Raw genomic sequence first — 20,949 nt, 5'->3', positions numbered from 1 at the left:
GTTAAAACGCCCTACATCGCTAAGAGTGCCCGCCCCCCGGCGCCTCCGAGAGGGCCGCCGCGTCCAGCGCCGAGGTGAGTTCGTCGAGGCGGGCGCGCAGGGCGCGGACCTCGGTGGCGTCGAAGCCGGTCGCGCCGGCGATCCGGCGCGGCACCTGGAGTGCCCGCGTCCGCAGGGCCGCGCCCTCCTCGGTCAGCCGCACCTCCACCGACCGCTCGTCGCGCGCGCTGCGCTCCCGGTGCACGAGACCCGCCGCCTCCAGTCGCTTGAGCAGCGGCGACAGGGTGCCGGAGTCGAGGCGCAGATGCTCCCCGAGCTTCTTCACGGGCAGTTCGCCCTGCTCCCAGAGCACCAGCATCACCAGGTACTGCGGGTAGGTGAGCCCGAGGTCCTTGAGGATCACGCGGTACACGCCGTTGAAGGCGCGGGAGGCCGCGTGCAGGGAGAAGCAGATCTGCTGGTCCAGGCGGAGCCAGTCGTCGTCCGGCGTGTTCATGGCTCCAGGGTAGCCCGGACCCACCATTTAATTGTGCACAACTTAATTGTGTGCTCTAATCATGGATGTCAGGCGGCCCGGAAGCGGGCCGCCGGAACGATGATGCGAGAGGGAGATTTCCATGGACGCGCTCTACACCGCTGTCGCCACCGCCACCCACGGCCGCGAGGGCCGTGCCGTCAGCTCCGACGGCACGCTCGACCTCGCACTGGGCATGCCGCAGGCGCTGGGCGGCAACGGCCAGGGCACCAACCCGGAGCAGCTCTTCGCCGCCGGCTACGCCGCCTGCTTCGGCAGCGCCCTCGGACTCGTCGGCCGCGGGGCCAAGGTCGATGTCAGCGACGCCGCCGTGACCGCCGAGGTCTCCATCGGCAAGCAGGGCGAGGGCTTCGGTCTCGCCGTCACGCTCCGCGTCGAGCTGCCCGACAGCGTGGACGAGGCGACCGGCCGCAAGCTCGTCGAGCAGGCCCACCAGGTCTGCCCGTACTCCAACGCCACCCGCGGCAACATCGAGGTCGACCTCGTCATCGAGTAGCCACCGGCACGTCACCCCCGACCCGCGCCAGCACCTCCCCCGTCTCCCCGCTCCACGCCACCACCACGGCCTCCTCGGGCATCGGGTGCCCGCGCGTCAGCAGCAGCCAGCGCACGTGGTAGCGGCGGACGACGGCGGCACGCCCGGCGCGGGTCGAACCGGGGGCCAGATAGGCCCGGACGTCGGCCGACCGGCGCTCCCGCTCCCGCTCGTCCAGGGCAGGGTCGGGCCGTACGGGCGCGACGAGGTTCGGTCCGTACCCGGCGAGGGCGTGACCGGCCCGGTGCCCGTCGGTGATCACCACCTCGCCCGGGCCGATGTGCCGTGCCGCCCAGTCGTACGCCGGCCGGCGCACGGGCTGTGCGAACCCCACCGGGTCGGCCGAGCGCGGCACGACCGCCCCGGCGTGCACGGTGACGAACCCGGCGCACACCCCGGCCGCCGCGGCCCCGCCCAGCACCTTCCGGGCCCGCCGCCAGGGCCGGGGCACCACCAGCTCCACCGCGAGCGCGCACTGCGGCGGCAGCAGTACGGCCCACAGCGCACCGGCGTACGCGTAGTGCCCGCTCACCCAGCCGTACGCCACCAGCGGGCACTCCATCAGGAACACCAGCACCAGCGGATCACGCGGAGACCCGCGCGCCCGCATCCACAGCGCGGGCAGGCCGAGCAGCGCCAGCCAGGAGCCTGCGATCATCTCGTCGTACAGCCGCCGGTCCCTCGTGTCCAGGCCGGTCCCGCTCACCAGATCCAGCACGTCGTAGTACGGCCACGACACCACGACCGCCCCGCTGACGGCCCCGGCGAGCGCCCAGCGCGCCACGACAGACCGGCGCCACCCGCGCTGCCGGGACGCCACGATCGCCACCGCGCCGATGAGCGCCGAGGCGGCCGTGACGAAGTGGGTGAGCAGGATCAGCCCGTACAGGGCGCCGAGTCCCGCGTACCCCGCCCGGCCGCCGAGCCCGCTCGGACCGACGAACCGCACGGGGGCGTCCGCACGCGCACGCGTCGCCGTCCAGGCCCACGCCCAGAGCGTCAGCCCGATCGCGAGCGCGGACGGATGGCCCAGGTTCGTCGTCATCGGCAGCAGCCCGAGGTGGCCGCTCCACACCGTCCGGGCGGTGCCCCACAGCAGCGTCATGAACAGCAGGGCCAGTACCGGCGCCCAGGGACGCGGCGTGAGGGTCCGGACGAAGCGGCCGAGCCCCGTCAGCAGCACCAGCAGATGCACCGGTCCCGCCAGCTTCACCTGTTTCTTGCGAGGATGCCCCGGCGTTCACGCCGGGGAGGAACCGCATGCGGGTGTTGCGACGCGGAGCGCCCGTACCGCTGTCGGCGTCGGCGAGGTGATGCGAACGTGTGTGCCTGTGGTCGCTGGTCGGGGTGGTGGCGGTGGGATTGGGGTGCGTGTGTGCGGCTGTCGTACATACGGTCCTTCACAGAGTTCGGGACGGCACGGTGCTTGGGTCTCGACACTGTGAGGGGGCGGGATGGCGCATGTGGGGGCGGCTGTGGAGGGCGGGCATGCCCGCTACACCTACCGGTTGCGTGTGTCGTCCGCCGCCCGCACGGCCCTGGTGGCGGAGTGGGACCGGTGCCGGTGGCTGTGGAATGAGTGTGTGGCCAAGTCCCGGGCCGTGTACCTGCACAACAAGGTGAGTGGGGAGAAGCGGACGTGTGGCCCGGCGCAGCTGGACAGGATGCTGACCGCAGCCCGAAAGGCGATCCCGTGGCTGGGTGAGGGCTCGTCGGTGGTCCAGCAGCAGGTCATCCGTGATTTCGGCCGCTCCCGCGCCAAGGCCCACAAGGACATCAAGGAGCGCCTGCCCCTGGCACGCCGGGCCGGGATGCCCGCGCACAAGAAGAAGCGCGAGGCACTGGCGACCCTGAACTACACGCGGCGCGGGTTCCGGCTGAAGGACGGCCGGTTGCACCTGGCGGGCGGAATCGTCCTGACGGTGGTGTGGTCGAGGGACCTGCCGGCTGAGCCGTCCTCGGTGCGCGTGTACCAGGACAGCCTCGGCCACTGGTACTGCTCCTTCGTCGTGCCCGCCGAAGTACAGCCGCTGCCGGAGACCGGTCGGGTGCTCGGTGTCGACTGGGGCGTGAAGGAGACCGCGACCACCACCTCCGACGCGTATGACCTGCCGCACGCCGAACACGGCAGGAAGGCCCAGAAGAAGCTGACCCGGTATGACCGGATGACGGCCCGCCGCAGGCCGAAGAAGGGCCAGCCCGCATCCAGGGGCTACCGCGAGGCGAAGAAGCTGCGGGCGAAGGCATACAAGAAGGTCGCCGGGCAGCGTGCGGACACCGGCCGCAAGTGGGCCAAGAAGGTGGTCCGCGACCACGACGCGATCGCGGTTGAGGACTTCCGTCCGAAGTTCCTGGCCAAGTCCACGATGGCACGCAGGGCCGCGGACGCCGCCATCGGCGCCACCAAGCAGGCGCTGATCGAGATGGGCCGCAAACACGCGCGGGACATCCGCTTGGTCCACCCCGCGCACACCACGATGGACTGCGCCAACTGCGATGCGAGAGCCAAGCACGCACTGCCGCTGTCGGAACGTACCTACACCTGCACCGCATGCGGGCTCGTGTCCCCACGGGACAAGAACTCCGCACGTGTGATGCTCGTCCGGGCTGGTCTCAACCCGGCTGGTGCTGATGGCGCAAGACCTCCTGGAGCGCTGCTCCAGGAGGCAGCCTGAGCCAGGAATCCCCTCCCTTCAGGGAGGGGAGGATTCAACTCATCGGGTCAGTCGCAGAGCGCCCTCTCCGCCGTCGCGGGCCAGCGCGCGAACCGGAACCCCGTCCGCTCGACGGACCCCGTGAGGTTCCGCCAGAAGCGCTCGGCGGTGAGCGGCGCGCGCACCGACTCCTTCAGTTCGGCCAGTTCGCCGCAGCCCAGCGCGGCCCGGGCCGCCACGACCGTCTCCAGCGAGGCCCCGGCCCGCAGCAGGTCCCGCTCCGGCGGACGCCGCGCCGCCCACTCCGCGAAGACCCAGTGGTTGCGCAGGAACTTCTCGTGCCCGGGCCAGCTCCACCGCTCCAGCGCGAGATGCGCGCCGACGGGACTGGCCAGCCCCCAGGCGTCGTTGACGTAGGCGTCGAGCGGCGCCGCGGCTCCCGTGACGCCGAGATGACGGCCCACGATCACCACGTGGTACCGGGAGCCCGGCCGCATCGGCGTGGCGTGCAGCCGCCGCGCGGAGTCGAAGTACAGCAGCGTCGGCCCGGGCGCCCGCACGGCCCGCGCGAGCATGCCGCGCGCCTCCGGCAGGGCGGGCCAGTTGGCCACCCAGGTGGCGGTGCGCACCGGGTTGTGGTCTCCGAGGGCCTCCACGTCGGAGCTGCGCACATTGAACGACCCGGGCGTGCCGCGCACGTCGAACGGCGCCCGCAGCGGGCTGACCGCCGCGCACAGCCACACCAGCAGCAGCGCGCTCGCGACGCCGGTGAATCGGTTCGCCGGAACGACCAGCACCGGCAGGAGCAGCAGCAGAAGGGCGGGCAGGATCATGCGCGCGTGCATGTAGTCACCGCCGACACGGATGACGTAGGCGGACAGCAGCAGGCCCGCGGCCAGTGGGGCCAGCACCACCGCGAGCGAGGTCCGCCCCGGGGCGCGGTACCGCCGTTCCCGGCGCGTGCGCCGCACCAGCAGGACGGTCAGCGCGCCGAGCACGGGGACGACGGGCCACAACCAGTAGGGTCCGAGCGTCTCCTGCACATAGCCGGCGCCCCGGCCCCAGTCGCTGGCGCTCGCCTCCTTGGCGATGGCGGGCAGCGGCACCAGGATCCCGTAGTAACCCGCCCGGAAGACCTCGTACGCCAGTGGCACCGCTCCCGCCGAGGCCAGCATCGCGGCGGTGCCCCGCCGGGAGGGGCGCAGCACCCACCACTGCGCCGCCAGGAAACACGCCGTGACGACCGCGAGGTCGGGCCGGACCAGCGGACCCAGCCCGAACACGAAGGCGGCCGTGTACGCCGGCCGGGCCTCCTGCCCGCGCCGGGTACGGGTCAGCAGCCACCACGACAGGCCGGTCCAGAAGGCGCCCAGGCCGCTCTCCAGGCCCGAGGTCATGTACGACCAGAACGGGGGCACGGCCAACAGCACGCACACCCCCGCCGGGAGCAGCAGCCTCGCGCCCCGGTGCAGCAAACACGTGGCGTACAGCGCGAGCCCGAACCCGGCGGTGCTCAGCAGCAGCCCGAGCCCGACCGCGAGGAACGCGGGGTCCTCGCCGGTGACCCAGGTGGCGAGCGCGAGCAGCCACTGCCACAGGGTCCCGGTCGAACTCTCCGCCCGCTCTCCCACGTTGAACACGGGCCCGTTGCCCGCCAGGATCTGCCGGACCGGCCGCAGATAGATCAGCCCGTCGTCGCAGATCCAGCGGCGCCGGTAGCCCAGCACGAACAGGGCCGCGGTGGGCACGGCGACCAGCGCCGCGTGCCACCAGCGCACCGGCCGCAACCGGTCGGCCGCGGCCGGCGGACGGGCCGAGGCGGCCCGCTGGCCGGGCAGGGAGGGGACGGCCTCGGGGGTGGCGGGTGTTCTCATCGCTCGACCAGCGCCTCGGGCCTCGTACCGGCACCCGCGGTCCGACGGGCCGCGGGCAGCAGCGAACCGCCCCGTTCGCCCAGCATCAGCAGGCGTACGACCCGCTCGGCGGCCCGCCCGTCCTCGAACTCGCAGTACCGCTCCCGGAAGCCCGCCCGCAGCCGCGCCGACTCCCCGTCCTGCCAGGTGCCGGAAGCGAACAGCCAGGCCAGCTCCCGGTAGGAGCGCGACACATGCCCCGGCGCGTCGGCCGTGATGTCGAAGTAGGCGCCCCGGCTGGCCGCGAACGCGCCCCAGTCGTCGGCGTGCACCACGATCGGCCGGTCGAGGAGGGCGTAGTCGAACAGCAGGGCCGAGTAGTCGGTGACCAGCACGTCGGAGGCGAGCAGCACGTCCTCGACGTGCGGCTCGTCGGTCGCGTCCACCAGCACGCCCCGCCGGTGCAGTTCGGCCAGCCCCAGGCCGCGCGCCACGCCCCCGGCCAGCGAGGGGTGCAGCCGGACGACGAGGGTGTGGCCCGGGCCGAGATCCTCGGCGAACCGGGCCGGGTCGAACCGCTCTACATGGCCGCCCTTGCGGTAGTCGCGCCGGGTCGGCGCGTACAGCACGACCGTGTGACCGGCGGGGACGCCGAGCCGCTCCCGCGCTTCCCGGCCCCGCTCGGGGTCCGCGCCGACCAGGGCGTCGTTGCGCGGACTGCCGGTCCGCAGCGAGGCGAAGTGGCAGGGGTAGGCCCGCTCCCAGGCCCGCTCCGCGTGCAGGCCGGCGACCAGGCTGTAGTCCCAGCGGTCGGCCCGGCGCAGCATCTGCGGCACGTCGAAGCCGTGCCGCGCGCCCGGCTTGGTCAGCAGGTCGGCGCCCATGTACTTGAGCGGGGTGCCCTGGTGGGTGTGGATGTGGACGCTGCCGGGCCGCTTGGCCAGGGTGCCGGGCCAGTTGACGTTGTTCACCCAGTACGTGGCCCGCGCCATGACCTCGTGGTAGCGCCGCGAGCCCGGTGTCACATGGTCGACGCCGGGCGGCAGCGCCTCCACCGCGTCCTCCTTCACCACCCACACGCCCCGGATGTGCGGGGCGATCTCGCGGGCCTTCTCGTAGATCGCCGCCGGATCACCGCTCACGCCCCGGTGGTGGGTCGCCGAGTAGACGGCGAGCCGGGGATCGAGCGGGCGTTGCGACTGGGCCGCGTACCAGGTGCGCAGCGCGGTCCCCGACGCCTTCCGCACCACCCGCCGCTTCCGGCCCAGGGCCTTCGCGCGCAGGTCCCGCAGACCGCGCACCGCCGCGTACGACGCGTAGGGCGCCGACGCCAGCAGCCGCATCTCGACCCCGCGCCAGCCCTCCGGCTCCGGGAAGCCGCCCTCGGGGAGGTGGCGGCGGTGGAAGGAGCGGATCTCGCGGTAGAAGTCGCCCCGGTCCGCGGGCCGCACCCGGTCCTCGCGGGCCAGCACGAACAGCATGTGGTCAAGCGCCCGCTCCAGCAGCGGCGGACGCGCCCAGTCGAGGTCGGGGCGCTGCTCCAGGAACGTGAACAGCCCTTCGTACTGCGGGAAGATCTCGAAGTGCCGCCGCCCCGGGGTCCTGGTGATCGCGCCCTGCCTGCGCTGCCGGTACTCGACCCCGATCCGGCCCAGACAGGCGATGCGGTCCGCCAGCACCATCGCCCGGTAGGTGACCGGCGCGTCCTCGTACAGCCCCGCCGCGTACTCCAGGCCGTGCTCCTGGAGGAACGTGCGCCGGTAGGCCTTGTTCCAGGCGACCAGGAACAGCTTGAGGTACTGCGGACTGTCCCGGACGCGGAACGTCTCCGTGCCCGCCTCCGCCAGCAGGTCCGCCGCCTCGCTGCGCCCGCCCCGGCCCCACCAGTGGGTGCGCACATGGTCGAAGACCAGGATGTCCGGGTCGCCGGTCGCCTCCAGCCGCGCCGCTACGGCGGCCAGCAGACCCGGCGTGTAGCGGTCGTCGCTGTCGAGGAACAGGACGTAGTCGCCGGCCGCCCGCTCCCGCCCGGCGTTGCGGGCCCGGCCGAGGCCCACGTTCTCGGGCAGGTGCAGCACTCGCACCCGGGCGTCGCGGGCGGCGTACTCGTCGAGGATCGCGCCGCTGCCGTCGGGGGAGCGGTCGTCCACGGCGATCACCTCGAAGTCGCCGTACGACTGGGAGAGCACCGAGTCGAGACACTCGCGCAGGAAGCCCTGCACCTTGTAGACGGGGACGATGATGCTGAAGCGGGGCACTTCTTCGGTCAGCTCCTTACGAGGGTGGCGGCGGGGGCCGGGACGCGCTCCGCGAGCGGGATCACGGGCGGGAGCGACTCGGGCGGCTCCCCCAGCAGCACCCGGCGTACGACGCGCTCGGCGGCCCGCCCGTCGTCGAACTGGCAGAAGCGCTCCCGGAACGCGGCACGCAGGGCCGTCGCGGACTCGTCCGCGTAGGTGCCGTCGGCGAAGGCCGCCGCCAGCTCCCCGGGCGTGCGGGCGACGCGGCCGGGCGGGAGCTCCATCAGGTCGAAGTAGACGCCCCGCGTCTCCCGGTAGACGTCCCAGTCGTCGGCGTACACGACGATCGGCCGGTCCAGGTTGGCGTAGTCGAACATGATCGACGAGTAGTCGGTGATCAGCGCGTCGGCCGCCAGGCACACGTCTTCGGAGGACCGGTGCCCCGTGACGTCGATGATCCGGTCGCCGCCCCGGCCCGGCCCCTGGTCATAGAAGTAGTGGGCGCGCAGCAGCACCACGTACTCGTCGCCGATCGCCTCGCAGAACTCGGCCAGGTCCAGGCCGGCCGAGAAGCCGGTGGCGTAGTCGCGGTGCGTGGGCGCGTAGAGGATCGCCTTCTTGCCCTCGGGGACGCCGAGTTCCTTGCGGACGCGGGCGACGTCCTCGGCGGACGCCGTGTAGTAGACGTCGTTGCGCGGATAGCCGTACTCGAGGGTCTCGTGCGCGCCGGGGAACGCCTTCTCCCACATCTCGGTGGAGTGCCGGTTGGAGGTGAGGTTGTAGTCCCAGCGGTCCATCCGGGCCAGCAGCCTGGCGAAGCTCCCCGTCGCCGCCGCCACCACGGGGTACGTCGCCTGGTCGGCGCCCATCGTCTTCAGCGGGGTGCCGTGCTGGGTCTGGAGGTGCGTGCTGCCGGGGCGTTTGACCACGGCGTCCGCGAAGTTGGCGTTGTTGACCAGGTACTTGGCGCGGGCCAGCGCCTCCCAGTACTTCCGGCTGCCGATGACCGCGTACTCCACGTCCTTCGGCAGGCCGTCCACCGCGTCCGGCTCCACCAGGAACACCGAGCGCAGGTGCGGGGCGAGTACGCGGGCCTTGGCGTGGATCGCGGCCGGGTTGCAGGCGTAGCCGCGGCCCCAGTACGCGCAGTACACGGCGAGGTTCCTGTCCAGCGGGAGGCGCAGGTTCGCCGCGTAGCGCAGGCGGGTGCGCAGCCCCCGGGGGCGCGGGAGCAGTGCGGCGGCCCGCAGCGCCCTCTGGTTGGCGGCGCGCAGGGCGCGGAACGCCGGGTACGAACCGGCCGCCATCAGCCGGTGCTGGACGCCGAGGCTGCCGCCGGGCGCCCGGTAGCCGGCGGGGCGGTGCCGCCGGTAGAGCGCGCTCGCCCGGCGGAAGAAGGCGCGGCGTCCGGCGGGCAGCCGCCGGGGGTGGGCGGCCGTCTTCAGCAAAGCGGCGAAGAGCTGCGTGAACAGCGGCTTCAGCCGGTCCGCCGACAGCCCCTGCTCCGCCGCCCGGGTCAGCACCAGCTCGGTCTGGTCGAGCAGTTCGGTGTGGTGCTCGCCCGGAAGGTTCAGCCGGTTGCCCTGCCGGCGCAGCAGATGCCGGACGACGACCGCGCGCAGGGCCGCCACCCGCTCCGCACGCAGGGCGACCAGGGCGCCGAACCCGACGTCGGTGAAGTGGTCCCCGGGGAAGGCGATGTCCCGCTCGGTGAGGAAGGCCCTGCGGTACACCGCGCTCCACGCCGGGAGCGTCACGCCCGTCAGCTCCGGGGCCCGGTCGGGGGAGAAGACCCGGTCCGGTGTCCTGGCCAGCAGGGGCGCGGCCGGGTTGGCCGGCTCGCCCTCCCACCAGGGGGTGCGCTCGTGCTCGAAGTACAGGACGTCCACCGGCGCGTCCCCGTCGCCCACCGCGTTCAGCCGGGCGTCCAGTGCCGCCAGCGCCCCCGGGACCAGGACGTCGTCGCCGTCGAGGAACAGCACATGGCCGCCGACGGCCGCCCGCAGCCCGGTGTTGCGCGCCCCGGCAAGACCCGCCGAGGGCGGGGAGTGCACCGGCGTCACCCGGGAGTCCCGTTCGGCGTACCCGGCGACGACGTCGGCCGCCGGTGCGTCGGGCGCGTCGCAGACCGGGATCAGCTCGAAGTCGCCGAAGGACTGGGCGAGGACCGAGTCCAGCGCCAGGGACAGCCGGCCCGCGACCCCATGGGACGGGACGACGATGCTGAAGCGGGGCATTCTGCTCTTTCTGTCGAGGGGCGTTGAGGGGCTTCGGGGGCTTCCGGGGCTTCGGGTGTTCGGGTCTTCGAGGTGCCGCGGACGCTTTTCAGGAGCGTGGCCGCCCCGACGGACGCCAGGACGGCGGCCGGCTGGGGGTCGGCCGCGACGGGCTGGAGGGCATGCGGACTCCCCGGCGTGAGAACCGTGGTCAGAGGTGGTCGGTGACGTTCGGGGGACCGGCCGGGCGCGGCACCGTGGCGAGCGGCTCGCGCGCCAGCGAGGCCGCCGCCGACGGCACCGGGCGCCGCTCGCCGAGCGGGACGACCGGCGGCAGCTCCGACTCCCCGAGAACGACACGGCGGACGACCCGCTCGGCGGCCCGTCCGTCGTCGTAGGCGCAGAACCGCTCGCGGAACGCCGCGCGCAGCTGGGTCGAGCGGGAGCCCCGCCAGTGGCCGGTGGCGAAGATGTCGATCAGCTCGTCCTCGCCGCGCGCGAGGGCGCCCGGCGGGGAGGCGCGCAGGTCGAAGTAGGTGCCGCGGGCCGCCTCGTACGCCTCCCAGTCGTCGGCGTGGATCACGATCGGCCGGTCCAGGTTGGCGTAGTCGAACATCAGCGACGAGTAGTCCGTGACCAGGGCGTCCGAGGCCAGGCAGAGCGACTCCACGCTCGGATGGCCGCTGACGTCGACGACCCGGCCGCGGGTGGTGGTCAGCGGGGCGCCGTAGGCGTGGTGGGCGCGGGCCAGGACGACGAAGCGCGGGCCGAGGCGCCGCACGATCCGCTGGAGGTCGAGGGTGCGGTGCTGGGAGCGGCGGTAGTCGCGGTGGGTCGGCGCGTAGAGGATCGCCACCGTGCCCTCCGGGATGCCCAGCGAGGCGCGCAGCCGGGCCACGTCCGCCGGGGTCGCCGTCCGGAACACGTCGTTGCGGGGGTAGCCGTACTCCAGCGTGGTGTAGCGGCCGGGGTGGACGCGCTCCTGGGTCAGGGTGGTGTGGCGGTTGGCGGACAGCACGTAGTCCCACTGGTCGACGCCCTTGAGCAGCCGGGCGAAGTCCCTGCCGCGGGCGGCCGCCGGGCGTTCCTGGAGGTCGAGGCCGATGTGCCCCAGCGGGGTGCCCTGCCCGGTCTGGATCAGGACCTGGCCCCGGCGCTTGACCAGGCGGTCGTCGAAGTCGGTGTTGCTGACCAGGTACCGGGAGCGGGCGAGCGCCGTCCAGTAGGCGGCCGTGCCGGGGACGATGCAGCGCGGGCCGGGCGGGCTGGCGTGGTGGTGCTCGGGGCGGGCGATCCACGCCGTGCGGATGTGCGGCGCGAGGTCGCGGATCGTGGACTCCAGCGCGCCCGGGTTGCAGCCGTGGCCGCGGCCGTCATAGGCGGCGAAGACGGCACGGTCGCGCACGGGCAGGCGGCGCTGGACGCCGTAGTGGACCCTGAGCGCGGCGGTCCGCAGGCCGTGGAGCAGCGTGCCGGTGGTCCTGGCGGCGGCGCGGTGCAGGGCCGCCGCCAGGTGCAGCGTGCGGTAGGTGCGGTGCAGGCCGAAGCGGATCAGGGTGTGGTGCACCCGGGTGCGCAGCGGTGCGGGCGGGCCGGGGGTGCGGTAGCGGCGGTAGTGGGCGCGGGCCCGGCGCAGGAAGTCCGCCCGTGAGCCGCGCGGCAGCCGGTCCGGCCGGGAGTACACGATCGCCAGGTGGTGGACCATGCGGCGGAACAGCGCCGGCCGCCACCGGTCCAGTTCGGGGCGCTCGTCGAGATACGCGAACATCCGGTCGTACTGGTCGAAGACGTCGAAGTGGCGCTCGCTGGTGGTGCGCAGGATGCTGCCCATCCGCCGCTGCCGGTAGTGCACGCAGACGCGGTCGAGGGTCGCGATCGACTCGGCCGTCATCAGCACCGGGTACGTCCACGGCGTGTCCTCGTAGTAGCCGGGCGGGAAGGCGAACCCCTTCTCCTCGACGAACTCCCGCCGGTAGGCCTTGTTCCAGGCGACCATCAGCAGTTTCAGCAGGCCCGGCCGGTCCTCCAGGCGGAACGGGGCCGGACCCTGCTCGGTCAGCTGCAGGGCCGCCTGGTTGCGGACCGCCTCGCCTGTCCAGTAGGTGCGCGCGTAGTCGAAGACCAGGACGTCCGGCTCGCCGGTCTCCTTCAGCCGGTCGGCGATGGAGCGCAGCGCGTCGGGCGTGAGGGTGTCGTCGCTGTCGAGGAACAGCAGGTAGTCGCCGCTCGCGCGCGCCGCGCCCGCGTTGCGGGCGGGGCCCAGGCCGACGTTCTCCGGCAGATGGACGGGCTGTACACGCGCGTCGCGGGTGGCGAACTCGTCGATGATCGCGCCGCACGCGTCCGGTGAGCAGTCGTCGACGACGATCAGTTCCAGATCGGGACAGGACTGGGAGAGCACCGACTCCAGGCACTCGTGCAGGTACGCCTGAACCTGGTACGCGGGGACAATGACACTGAACCTGGGCAAGAGGCCATCCATCGGTCGGCGCGGGCGTTCGGCCCGGGAACGGCCGGAGAGGCCACTTGGTTACGGCGGCTACGTCATCCGGGGGAATGCCGAAGGGGCGGCCCGCCACCGGCCCGCCCCTTCAACTCCATTGCTACTAGGGTTACTTGACCGCTCCGGCCATCACGCCGGACACGAACTGCCGCTGGAACGCGAAGAAGACGGCCAGCGGGATCACCATCGAGATGAACGCGCCGGGTGCCAGCACGTCGATGTTGTTGCCGAACTGCCGTACCTGCGTCTGCAGCGCGACCGTGATCGGCTGGCTCCCGGAGTCCGAGAAGATCAGCGCGACCAGCAGGTCGTTCCACACCCACAGGAACTGGAAGATGCCCAGGGCGGCGATCGCCGGGCCGCCGAGCGGCATCACGACGCGGAAGAACAGGCGCAGTTCACCCGCTCCGTCCAGGCGCGCGGCCTCCAGCAGCTCTCTCGGGATCTCGGCGAAGAAGTTCCGCAGCAGGAACACCGCGAACGGCAGGCCGAAGCCGACGTGGAAGAGCACCACGCCGAGCACCGTGCCGAAGATGCCGATGTTGCCGAAGAGTTCGGCGATCGGGATCAGCGCGACCTGCACCGGTACGACCAACAGGCCGACCACCCCGAGGAACCACCAGTCCCGGCCCGGGAACTCCATCCAGGCGAAGGCATAGCCCGCCAGCGAGCCGATGATCACGACCAGCAGGGTCGCCGGGACGGTGATCCACACCGTGTTCAGCAGGGAGCTGGTGATGTCCTCGTTCTCCAGCAGCTTGGAGTAGCTGTCGAAGGTGATCTGCGACGGCTCCGTGAACACCTTCCACCAGCCGCTCGCCGCGATGTCCTCCGGCGAGCGGAGACTGGACAGCAGCAGACCGATCGTCGGCACCAGCCAGAACAGGCCGACCACGATGAGGAACACCCGCAGCAGCCCACCGCTCACCCCCTCGGCGAGCCGCGCCCCCAGCGACTGCTTGGCCTTCATCGCCGCACCTCCCGCCGCAGCCGACGCACGTTGAACCACATCACCGGGATCACCAGCAGCAGCAGGAACACCGAGATGGCGCTGGCGATGCCCGGCTGGTCCTCCGAGAAGCCCTTGCGGTACAGCTCCAGGGCCAGGACGTTCGCGTCGTCCTGGGAGGAGCCGGGGGCGATGATGAAGACCAGGTCGAAGACCTTCAGCACGTTGATCATCAGGGTGACCATGACGACCGCGAGGACCGGCGCCAGCAGCGGCACCGTGACCCGTCTGAACACCTGCCACTCGGACGCGCCGTCGACCCGGGCGGCCTCCAGCAGCTCCCGCGGCACGCTGGCGAGGCCGGCCGCGATCAGCACCATCGCGAAGCCCGCCCACATCCAGATGTACGAGCCGATGATGGACGGGGTGACCAGGGACGGGCCGAGCCAGTCCAGGCCGTTGTACGGCTCCTTGAAGTTGCTTGCGGGAAGCCGCAGTTGGGACCCGTCGGCCGAGGCCGGCAGCGTGAAGGTGCCGTCGTCGGCCGCCGTCGCCGACGCCACCACCCTGCCGTCCTTCACGGCCTCGACCTTCATACCGGCGTAGCCCAGCTCGGCCGCGTCGACCCCGCCCAGCGTGCCCACGCCCTTGCCCCGCGTGAAGTCCTGCCAGGTCGTCCCCGTGATCTTGTCCGGCTCGGGCTTCGGCGCCACCGCGGCCTTCGCGTCGTCGGGCATCAGATCGGGCGCCACACCCACCAGGGGCAGCGAGACGGCCTCGCCCGCGCGGACGGGCGACCTGGTGATGAACGCGCCGCCGCCGGCCGGTTCCAGCGGCGAGTCCCGGCCCGGGTGGGCCTTCGGGAACGCCGACGCCTGGGAGAACGTGTCGTGCACGCCCACCCACACCGCGTTCGCCACGCCCTTGTCCGGGTCCTGGTCGTAGACCAGGCGGAAGATGATGCCGGCCGCCAGCATCGAGATCGCCATCGGCATGAAGACGACCAGCTTGAACGCCGTACCCCAACGCACCCGTTCGGTCAGCACCGCGAAGATCAGACCGAGCGCCGTCGCGACCGTGGGCGCGAACACCACCCAGATGATGTTGTTCTTCAGCGCGGTGCGGATGCCCTCGTCGGTGAAGAGGGACTTGTAGTTGTCCATTCCGGCGAAGCCGTCACCGGACTGGTCGTAGAAGCTGCGTACGACCGAGTACCCGATCGGGTACACCACGAGCGCGCCGAGCAGGACGAGCGCGGGCAGCAGGAAGAGCGCCGCGACGGTCCTGCGGGTGCCGGTCACACTCTTGCGCGTCTTGGGAGCGGCAGGGGGCTCGCTGCCCCCTGCCGCCGTGGCAGACGTCATGGCATCAGTTCCCGTAGGCCGCTGCCGCTTCGGCCTCCAGCTTCGCCTGCGTACCCGCGATGTCCTTCGGGTTCTTCAGGAAGTCCTGGAGGATCTTCCACTCGCCCTTGCCGGGCGTGCCGCCGAAGGCCTGCGGGGCCTGGTCGGACATGTCGAAGCGGAAGTCGTCACCGGCGTCGATGAGCGCCTTGGCGATCTTCTGCTGCACCGCGTTCGGGTACGCGGAGTTCGGCACGTTCTTGTTCGGCGAGAGGTAGCCGCCCAGCTTGGCCTGGATCTGCGCCGCGTCGGGGGAGGCGAGCCAGGTGGCCAGGGCCTGGGCGCCCTTCGAGTCCTCCAGGATCACGGCCGCGTCACCACCCGAGACCACCGGGCCGTTGTCACCGACCGCGGGGAACGGGAACACCTTCGCGTCCGTCCCGATCTTCATGCTCGACGGGATGTTGACCTGCGCGAAGTCACCCGCGGAGACCATGGCCGCCTTGGGCTGGTCCCCGCCGGTGAAGACCTGCGTGACGGAGGCCGGGAAGTCGGTCTGCAACGCCCCGTTCGCCCCGCCCGCGATCCAGTCGGGCTTGCCCCAGACCTGCGCGAGGGTGGTCAGCGCGTCCTTCACGGACGGGTCCGTCCACTTGATCTCGTGCTTGGCCAGCTGGTCGTACTTCTCCGGTCCCGCCTGGGACAGGTAGACGTTCTCGAACCAGTCGGTCAGCGTCCAGCCCTCGGCGGCGCCGATGGAGAACGGGGTGACGCCGGAGTCGAAGACCGTCTGCGCGGTGTTGAGCAGATCCGGCCAGGTCTCGGGCTCACTCGCCCCGGCGTTCTCGAAGACCTGGTTGTTGTACCAGATCAGGGACTTGTTGGCGGCCTTGTAGTAGACGCCGTACTCCTTGCCGCCCACCTTGCCGATGTCCTGCCAGCCCTGCGAGTAGTTCTCGCCGAGCTCCTTGAGGGCGTCGGAGCCGAGAGGCTTGGCCCAGCCCTTGTCGACGGCCTGCTTGATGGCGCCGGGCTGCGGCAGCATCGCGATGTCCGGCGGCTGCCCGCCGGCCACCTTCGAGCCGATGAAGTTGATGATCGGGTCCTGCGCTGGCACGAACGTGACCGTGGCGCCCGTGCGCTTCTCGAACTCTTCCAGGACCTTCTTGAAGTTGGCCTGTTCGGTGCCGCTCCACACGGCGGCCACCTCCAGGCTCGTCCCGTCCAGCTTCGGAAGGGTGACGTTGTCGGTGGTCGGCTGGGTGTCGCCCGTGCTTCCACCGCTGTCGTTGTCGCTGCTTCCGCAGGCGGTGAGCGAGAGCGCGAGCGCTCCCGCGGCGACGGCGGCCGCCGCCCTGATGGCTCTGCGGCTCTGAGGGGTCGCCTTGTCCCGCTGCGGCGACCGACGTGTCCGGATGGTGCTGCTCGTCATGCGCATGACTGCCCCGTTCTTCGTTTCTCGTCGAACGTCGAGCGCGCTCCCGTGCGATCTGGTCTACGCCCGGGTGTGCGGGGCGGCAAGATGGCGTCGGCTGTCAAGCGGGGGATCGTGACCCCCTCGTGACCAGGGTCTGAACCCCTGATCATCGGGAGGGGTCGGCTTCCGGCCAGTGCCACGTACGCGTGCCGGCGAGTCCTACAGAAGTGACGGCACCTGTGCCGCCGAGACCTCCCTCGCCGCCCTTTCCAGCGCGCTGGCCAACAGTGCCAGGTCGGTCGGGCCGTTTCCGAGTTCCCGCACCGGGCGCCGGGCCGGAGGGTCACCCATGCGGTGCCATTCCAGCGGTACGACCGTGGGGCGCAGGGTCGCCGTCCGGGGGATACGACCGGTGACCCGCCCGCCCTGGAGCGGTGTGACGCGCCCGTCCGCGCACGTCAGGCTGCCCCGGCCGGGCGCGGGCTCGTCCGGACCCGGGGCCGGGGCGTCCAGCGCTACGCGCAGGGTGGCCCGGCGGGCCGGTTCCGTCTCCGCCGTTCGGGGGCAGGGGCCGGAGGCCGTCACCAGGTGGACGCCGAGCCGCTCGCCCTCCCGGGCCACGGCCTCCAGCGCGCGCATCACCGAACCGGCCGCGGGCCGCCCGGTCGAGCCGAGCGCGGGGGAGACCAGGGCGTCCAGATCGTCGACGACCACGACGAGCCGGGGCAGCGGCGGCGCCGCCTCCGTCCGCCGCCGGGCCGCTCCGGGCCGCAGCCGCATGGTCGAACTGGAAGGGGAGTCGAGGTCCCCGGCACCGGCCCCGGCGGCCGACTCGCCCTGGACGCCGCCCCGGGCCGTGCCCGTGCGCTGGGCGACCACACGGCCCGACAGCTCACGACCGCTGTGCCACTCGGCGAAGTCGGACCGGCCCAGCAACTCGGCGCGCCGTTTCAGCTCGGCGCTCAGCGACTGCGCGAACTCCCGCATCCGGACCGGGTCGTGAGCCGAGAGATGCGTGGTGACATGCGGTACGTCCGTACACACCCGCAGGCCCTCGCCGTGCCCGCCGCCCGAGCCCGCGCCCGAGCCGGGGCCGGGACCGCCCCGGCCGTCGACCAGCACGATGCCCAGCCGGTCCGGCCGCTCGGCGGCGGCCAGGGACGCGACGACCGCCCGCAGCAGCTCCGTGCGGCCGCTGCCCGGCGGGCCCTCGATCAGCAGATGCGGGCCCTGGACCGCGAGGTCGGCGACGACCGGGCCGCGCGGCCCGGCGCCCAGCACCGCCCGCACCCGGCCGCCCAGCGCGTCCGTGTCGTCGGCCGCGTCCGCCCAGCGCGCCATCAGCGACGCCGGGGTGGCCCGGGCCAGGCCCAGCTCGTCCAGCAGCCGGGCCGCCTGGGGCAGCGGGGCGGAGACGCGCGGCTGCCGCTCACTCGTCGCCGCGTCCGTCCGCAGGGGCGCCAGCGCCCGCGCGAAGCGCTCCGCCCAGGCGGGGGAGACCGCGTCGACGGTGGCGACCGTGCCGTGACCGGCCGGTGCGGAGCCCGCTCCGGCCCGGGCCACGCGCATCAGCCGCAGCGCCGTCGCCACGTCCCCGCTGAGCAGCGCGACCGCACCGCACTCCCGGAACGTCGGCGACACCGCGCAGGCCGCCTCGTACGTCTCCGTCACCGGCGAGGCCGGGGAGGCGGCGGCCGTCTCGGCCAGACACACCACGTGGACACCGGCCCGCGGGCCCTGAGCCGCCAGCCGTGCCACGGCCTCGCGCAGATCGGCCCCGCCGGGGTCGCCGTCCACGACGAGCACGGTGAACGGGCCGGGGAAGGGGGCGGAAGCGTCGGTACCGGGGGCGTCTTCCGGGGGCCGGTGGCCTGGGAGCGGCAGGCCGGTGGGGGCCTGGGGAGTGCTGGTGAACGGGGTGTCGCCGCCGCGGGCGTGGGTGACCGGGGTGTCGGCCGGATGGCCGCCGGCCTGCGGGGTGCCGCTGCCCGGCCCGGCTTCCGCCAGCTGGTCCTCCAGGCGCCGCAGGAGCTCGTCGGTGCGGGCCGCGGCCTGTTCGCGGTCGTGGGCGAGGAGCAGCCGGCAGTCCTGGCCGTGCCCGGGCCTGACATGCGGCAGCCAGCCCAGCCAGGACCACTCGGCGGTGCGCTCCTCCAGAGGGCGGGAGCGGTCCGCGGCGATCAGGACGATCTCCAGCATGTCGGGGGAGTGCAACGCGGTGAGCTGGGCCAGCAGGGCACGGGCCAGCCCGCCGAGCCGCGCCCGCGGCCCGGCCAGACCCAGGGCGCCCACCTCGCGCAGTCCGGCGGTCACCGGCACTGCGGGCAGCAGGCCCGAGCCGTCCGGCACCGCCCGGTCGGCTGTGCCGAGGCGCACCGCGAGCGCCTCCGGATGGCCCGGGCCGCGCTCCCACAGCCGGGGTCCCGGACCCAGTGCCGTCAGCAGCAGGGTGGCCGGATCCGGCCAGGTCTCCGGCACCGCCGGCCCGACGGCGGCGGCGTGCTCCGCCGCTCCGTTGCCCGGCTCGTCCTCGTATGCCTCCGGCGCGTCCGGCTCCCGATCGCCCCGCCCTCCGGCCAGCCGCCGCGCCCACGCCCCGATCCCACCCCGCCTGCGGGGCGTCTGCGGTATGTCGGTGCCCCGGAGGGGAGTGCCTTTGCGGCCGTGCGCGGAGGGCTCGACCGGGGCACCGGCTGGGGTGTCCTGGCCGGGGCGAGCGTTCCGTCCGGCGTCTGAGAACTCGGCCGGGTTGCTGTGGCCGGGGCCGGGGCCGTGGCCGTGGCCGTGATCGGGGCGGGCGTTTCGTCGCGCGCCGGGGAAGCCGGCCGGGGTGTCCTGCCCGGGGCTGCCACCTGGGCGAGCGTCCCGCCCGGCGTTCGGGAAGCCGGCCGGGGTGTCCTGGCCTGGGCTGCGATCGGGGCGGGCGTTTCGTCGCGCGTCGGGGGAGCCGGCCGGGGTGTCCTGCCCGGGGCCGCCACCGGAGTGTGCGTCCCGCCCGGCGTCTGCGGATCCGACCGGGGCGCCCCGGCGCGGGCCGCCAACGGGGCGACCGTCCCGTCCCCGCCCGGCGTCCGCGGAAGCCGACCCGTCGACGGCTCCGCCACGAGACCCGCCGTGCCCGCTGCCGTAGGCCTCACCGGTGCCGTCGGCGCCGCCACCGGCGTACGCCCCGCCCAGCGCCTCTACCCCAAAGCGCCCCGCATGGGTGTCCCCGTCGCCGAGCCCCGCCTGGGCGGCATCGCGCTGCCGGGAAGCCTGCGCCGGGCCGTCCGGGGAGGCCACGGAGGACGAGCCCTGGGCGGCATCGCGCTGCCGGGAAGCCTGCGCCGGGCCGTCCGGGGAGGCCACGGAGGACGAGCCCTCGGCGGCACCGCGCTGACGGGGGGCCCGGGCCACCCCGTCCGGCGAGGCCGCACGCGTCTCTTCCCCGGACGCCGCACGAGTGGAGTCCTCAGGGACGGCGGCGGCATCTCCCCGGGCCCCTGAGACACGCCGCCCCCGCGCACCCGGCACGGCTCCGGACCTGCCCTGTCCGGGCCCCGGATACGCCCCACGGCCAACCGGCCCCGGCCCCTGCGCACCCCTGCTCTCCACCCGGGGGGCCCCGCCCTGCCCCGGCACCACGGCCGAGTCGACGGAGCCCTGCCCGGTCGCGCCCGGCGTGCCCCAGGCCGCCGAGCCGTAGGCATGCCGCGTGGGCCCGGACGGCCCGGCCGGTGCCGGGTTCGTCGACTGCGGGTGGGTCGTCGGACCACCGTCGGCGGGGCCCGGCACGCGCACGTGCCCCTCCCCGTCCGGTGTCGTGCCGACCCGGGCGCCCGGTCCTCCGGCGGGAGCCAGCCGCAGGGCCGACTCGCCTATCCGCAGCAGCGCCCCGGGCGCGAACCGGACGGCCCGGCCGCTCACCGGCCTGCCGTCGAGCGTCGTGCCGTTCGTGGAGTCCAGGTCGGCGACCGAGACGCGGCCGTCGGCGCCCACGGTCACCGCGCAGTGCAGCCGGGAGACGTCCGGGTCGTCCAGGGGCACGTCCGCGTCGGCGGAACGGCCGATGCGGATCTCGCCGCCGTGCAGCAGATGGACACCGCCGGCGTCGGGACCCGCGACCACCTGGAGCTGGGCCGGGGCGTCGTCCAGCTCGGGGTGCGGCTCCGGCTCGCCCGGCGCGCCCACGGACAGCACGGCACCGTCGGTCAGCGGAGGTTCGCCGAGCGTGCAGCGCTGGGCGTCGAGCCGCTGCTCCCCGGCGTACAGCACCACCGTGCCCGAGCCGTCGCCGCCGGAGACCACCTGGGCGAGCGCCGAGGACACCGCCGCGAGCGCCGTACCGGCCGGCGCGGTGACCAGCACGTCGCTGCGTGGGGCGCGGCCCTGCGCCGGCGCCGACGGGCCCAGCGGGTCTACGACGGTCAGCCGGATCTGCATCGCCGTCAGCGGTCCCTTCTGCCCGGGCGCGGAGTCCCCCGCCCCGCCCCAGCACGTCGGCCAATACTGCAGGCATCCTCGCACCTGCCACTGACACCGCGCCCCTCGCTCGGGAAAAGGTGATCTTGATTGGTCGGCTCTGCCCGCAAAAGTGCCTGAGAGATGACCCACAGGCGACCTCTTGAGATCAGTCACGTTCGTTATCAGCAACCACAAGACCGAGGTGAGCGTCTTTGCTTCGAACGGATGTGAGAACGGCTACGTAAGACCCACAGAAAGCCG

12 protein-coding genes are annotated in these 20,949 nt (G+C 73.4%); 2 read left to right on the top strand and 10 right to left on the bottom strand.

The annotated features are described in order from the left end of the window. Nucleotides 1-19 precede the first annotated feature (19 nt). Nucleotides 20-523, bottom strand: a complete 504-nt coding sequence (locus ACFZBT_RS29400) for a MarR family transcriptional regulator (protein ID WP_391109638.1) — start codon at nt 521-523, stop codon at nt 20-22. A 94-nt stretch (nt 524-617) separates the two neighbouring features. Between ACFZBT_RS29400 and ACFZBT_RS29395 the strand changes: the two genes are divergently transcribed. After that, nucleotides 618-1,031, top strand: coding sequence for an Ohr family peroxiredoxin (locus tag ACFZBT_RS29395; protein WP_391109635.1), 414 nt, complete (start codon nt 618-620; stop codon nt 1,029-1,031). On the opposite strand, the gene ACFZBT_RS29390 is transcribed toward ACFZBT_RS29395, so the two are convergent. Next, on the bottom strand, nt 1,021-2,283 hold the full coding sequence (locus ACFZBT_RS29390; RefSeq protein ID WP_391109632.1) for a hypothetical protein: 1,263 nt from the start codon (nt 2,281-2,283) through the stop codon (nt 1,021-1,023). The two genes, ACFZBT_RS29395 and ACFZBT_RS29390, sit on opposite strands and share 11 nt — an antisense overlap. Nucleotides 2,284-2,524: 241 nt before the next feature. On the opposite strand from ACFZBT_RS29390, the gene ACFZBT_RS29385 reads away from it, so the two are divergent. Next, on the top strand, nt 2,525-3,745 hold the full coding sequence (locus ACFZBT_RS29385) for an RNA-guided endonuclease TnpB family protein (RefSeq protein ID WP_391109629.1): 1,221 nt from the start codon (nt 2,525-2,527) through the stop codon (nt 3,743-3,745). 47 nt (nt 3,746-3,792) lie between these two features. Here the strand turns inward: ACFZBT_RS29385 and ACFZBT_RS29380 are convergent, their stop codons facing one another. The 8 genes from ACFZBT_RS29380 to ACFZBT_RS29345 all read right to left on the bottom strand — a co-directional run bounded on the left by ACFZBT_RS29380 (nt 3,793) and on the right by ACFZBT_RS29345 (nt 20,667). Then, nucleotides 3,793-5,598 (bottom strand): hypothetical protein, encoded by a 1,806-nt coding sequence (locus ACFZBT_RS29380; protein WP_391109626.1) that lies wholly within the window; start codon nt 5,596-5,598, stop codon nt 3,793-3,795. After that, nucleotides 5,595-7,835: a CDP-glycerol glycerophosphotransferase family protein gene (locus ACFZBT_RS29375; RefSeq protein ID WP_391109623.1), complete on the bottom strand. Its 2,241-nt coding sequence runs from the start codon at nt 7,833-7,835 to the stop codon at nt 5,595-5,597. Before ACFZBT_RS29375 ends, ACFZBT_RS29380 begins: the two co-directional genes overlap by 4 nt. Before the next feature lie 8 nt (nt 7,836-7,843). Continuing rightward, a complete protein-coding gene (locus ACFZBT_RS29370) occupies nt 7,844-10,054 on the bottom strand; it encodes a CDP-glycerol glycerophosphotransferase family protein (RefSeq protein ID WP_391109620.1) in 2,211 nt (736 codons plus the stop codon). Between the two features lie 190 nt (nt 10,055-10,244). Then, complete coding sequence (locus ACFZBT_RS29365; RefSeq protein WP_391109618.1) at nt 10,245-12,503, bottom strand: CDP-glycerol glycerophosphotransferase family protein; 2,259 nt, start codon at nt 12,501-12,503, stop codon at nt 10,245-10,247. Between the two features lie 142 nt (nt 12,504-12,645). Then, a complete protein-coding gene (locus tag ACFZBT_RS29360; RefSeq protein WP_391109615.1) occupies nt 12,646-13,506 on the bottom strand; it encodes an ABC transporter permease subunit in 861 nt (286 codons plus the stop codon). Further along, on the bottom strand, nt 13,503-14,849 hold the full coding sequence (locus ACFZBT_RS29355; protein ID WP_391109612.1) for an ABC transporter permease subunit: 1,347 nt from the start codon (nt 14,847-14,849) through the stop codon (nt 13,503-13,505). The genes ACFZBT_RS29360 and ACFZBT_RS29355 overlap by 4 nt, the downstream gene beginning before the upstream one ends. 4 nt (nt 14,850-14,853) lie before the next feature. Continuing rightward, complete coding sequence (locus tag ACFZBT_RS29350; protein WP_391109609.1) at nt 14,854-16,266, bottom strand: extracellular solute-binding protein; 1,413 nt, start codon at nt 16,264-16,266, stop codon at nt 14,854-14,856. Nucleotides 16,267-16,464: 198 nt separating this feature from the next. Next, nucleotides 16,465-20,667, bottom strand: a complete 4,203-nt coding sequence (locus ACFZBT_RS29345; protein WP_391109606.1) for an FHA domain-containing protein — start codon at nt 20,665-20,667, stop codon at nt 16,465-16,467. Nucleotides 20,668-20,949 lie beyond the last annotated feature (282 nt).

Origin of the sequence: Streptomyces sp. NPDC008137 (genome assembly GCF_042957035.1) — a bacterium.
Taxonomy (GTDB): Bacteria; Actinomycetota; Actinomycetes; order Streptomycetales; family Streptomycetaceae; genus Streptomyces.
Note: the sequence above shows the minus strand (reverse complement) of the source record. Positions and strands in the feature narration are given on the sequence as shown.

Coding starts and splice junctions, on each gene's coding strand:
- ACFZBT_RS29355 (WP_391109612.1), bottom strand. CDS start 14,849: ATGACGTCTGCCACGGCGGCAGGGGGCAGCGAGCCCCCTGCCGCTCCC.
- ACFZBT_RS29360 (WP_391109615.1), bottom strand. CDS start 13,506: ATGAAGGCCAAGCAGTCGCTGGGGGCGCGGCTCGCCGAGGGGGTGAGC.
- ACFZBT_RS29400 (WP_391109638.1), bottom strand. CDS start 523: ATGGTGGGTCCGGGCTACCCTGGAGCCATGAACACGCCGGACGACGAC.
- ACFZBT_RS29395 (WP_391109635.1), top strand. CDS start 618: ATGGACGCGCTCTACACCGCTGTCGCCACCGCCACCCACGGCCGCGAG.
- ACFZBT_RS29370 (WP_391109620.1), bottom strand. CDS start 10,054: ATGCCCCGCTTCAGCATCGTCGTCCCGTCCCATGGGGTCGCGGGCCGG.
- ACFZBT_RS29380 (WP_391109626.1), bottom strand. CDS start 5,598: ATGAGAACACCCGCCACCCCCGAGGCCGTCCCCTCCCTGCCCGGCCAG.
- ACFZBT_RS29385 (WP_391109629.1), top strand. CDS start 2,525: ATGGCGCATGTGGGGGCGGCTGTGGAGGGCGGGCATGCCCGCTACACC.
- ACFZBT_RS29345 (WP_391109606.1), bottom strand. CDS start 20,667: ATGCAGATCCGGCTGACCGTCGTAGACCCGCTGGGCCCGTCGGCGCCG.
- ACFZBT_RS29350 (WP_391109609.1), bottom strand. CDS start 16,266: ATGCGCATGACGAGCAGCACCATCCGGACACGTCGGTCGCCGCAGCGG.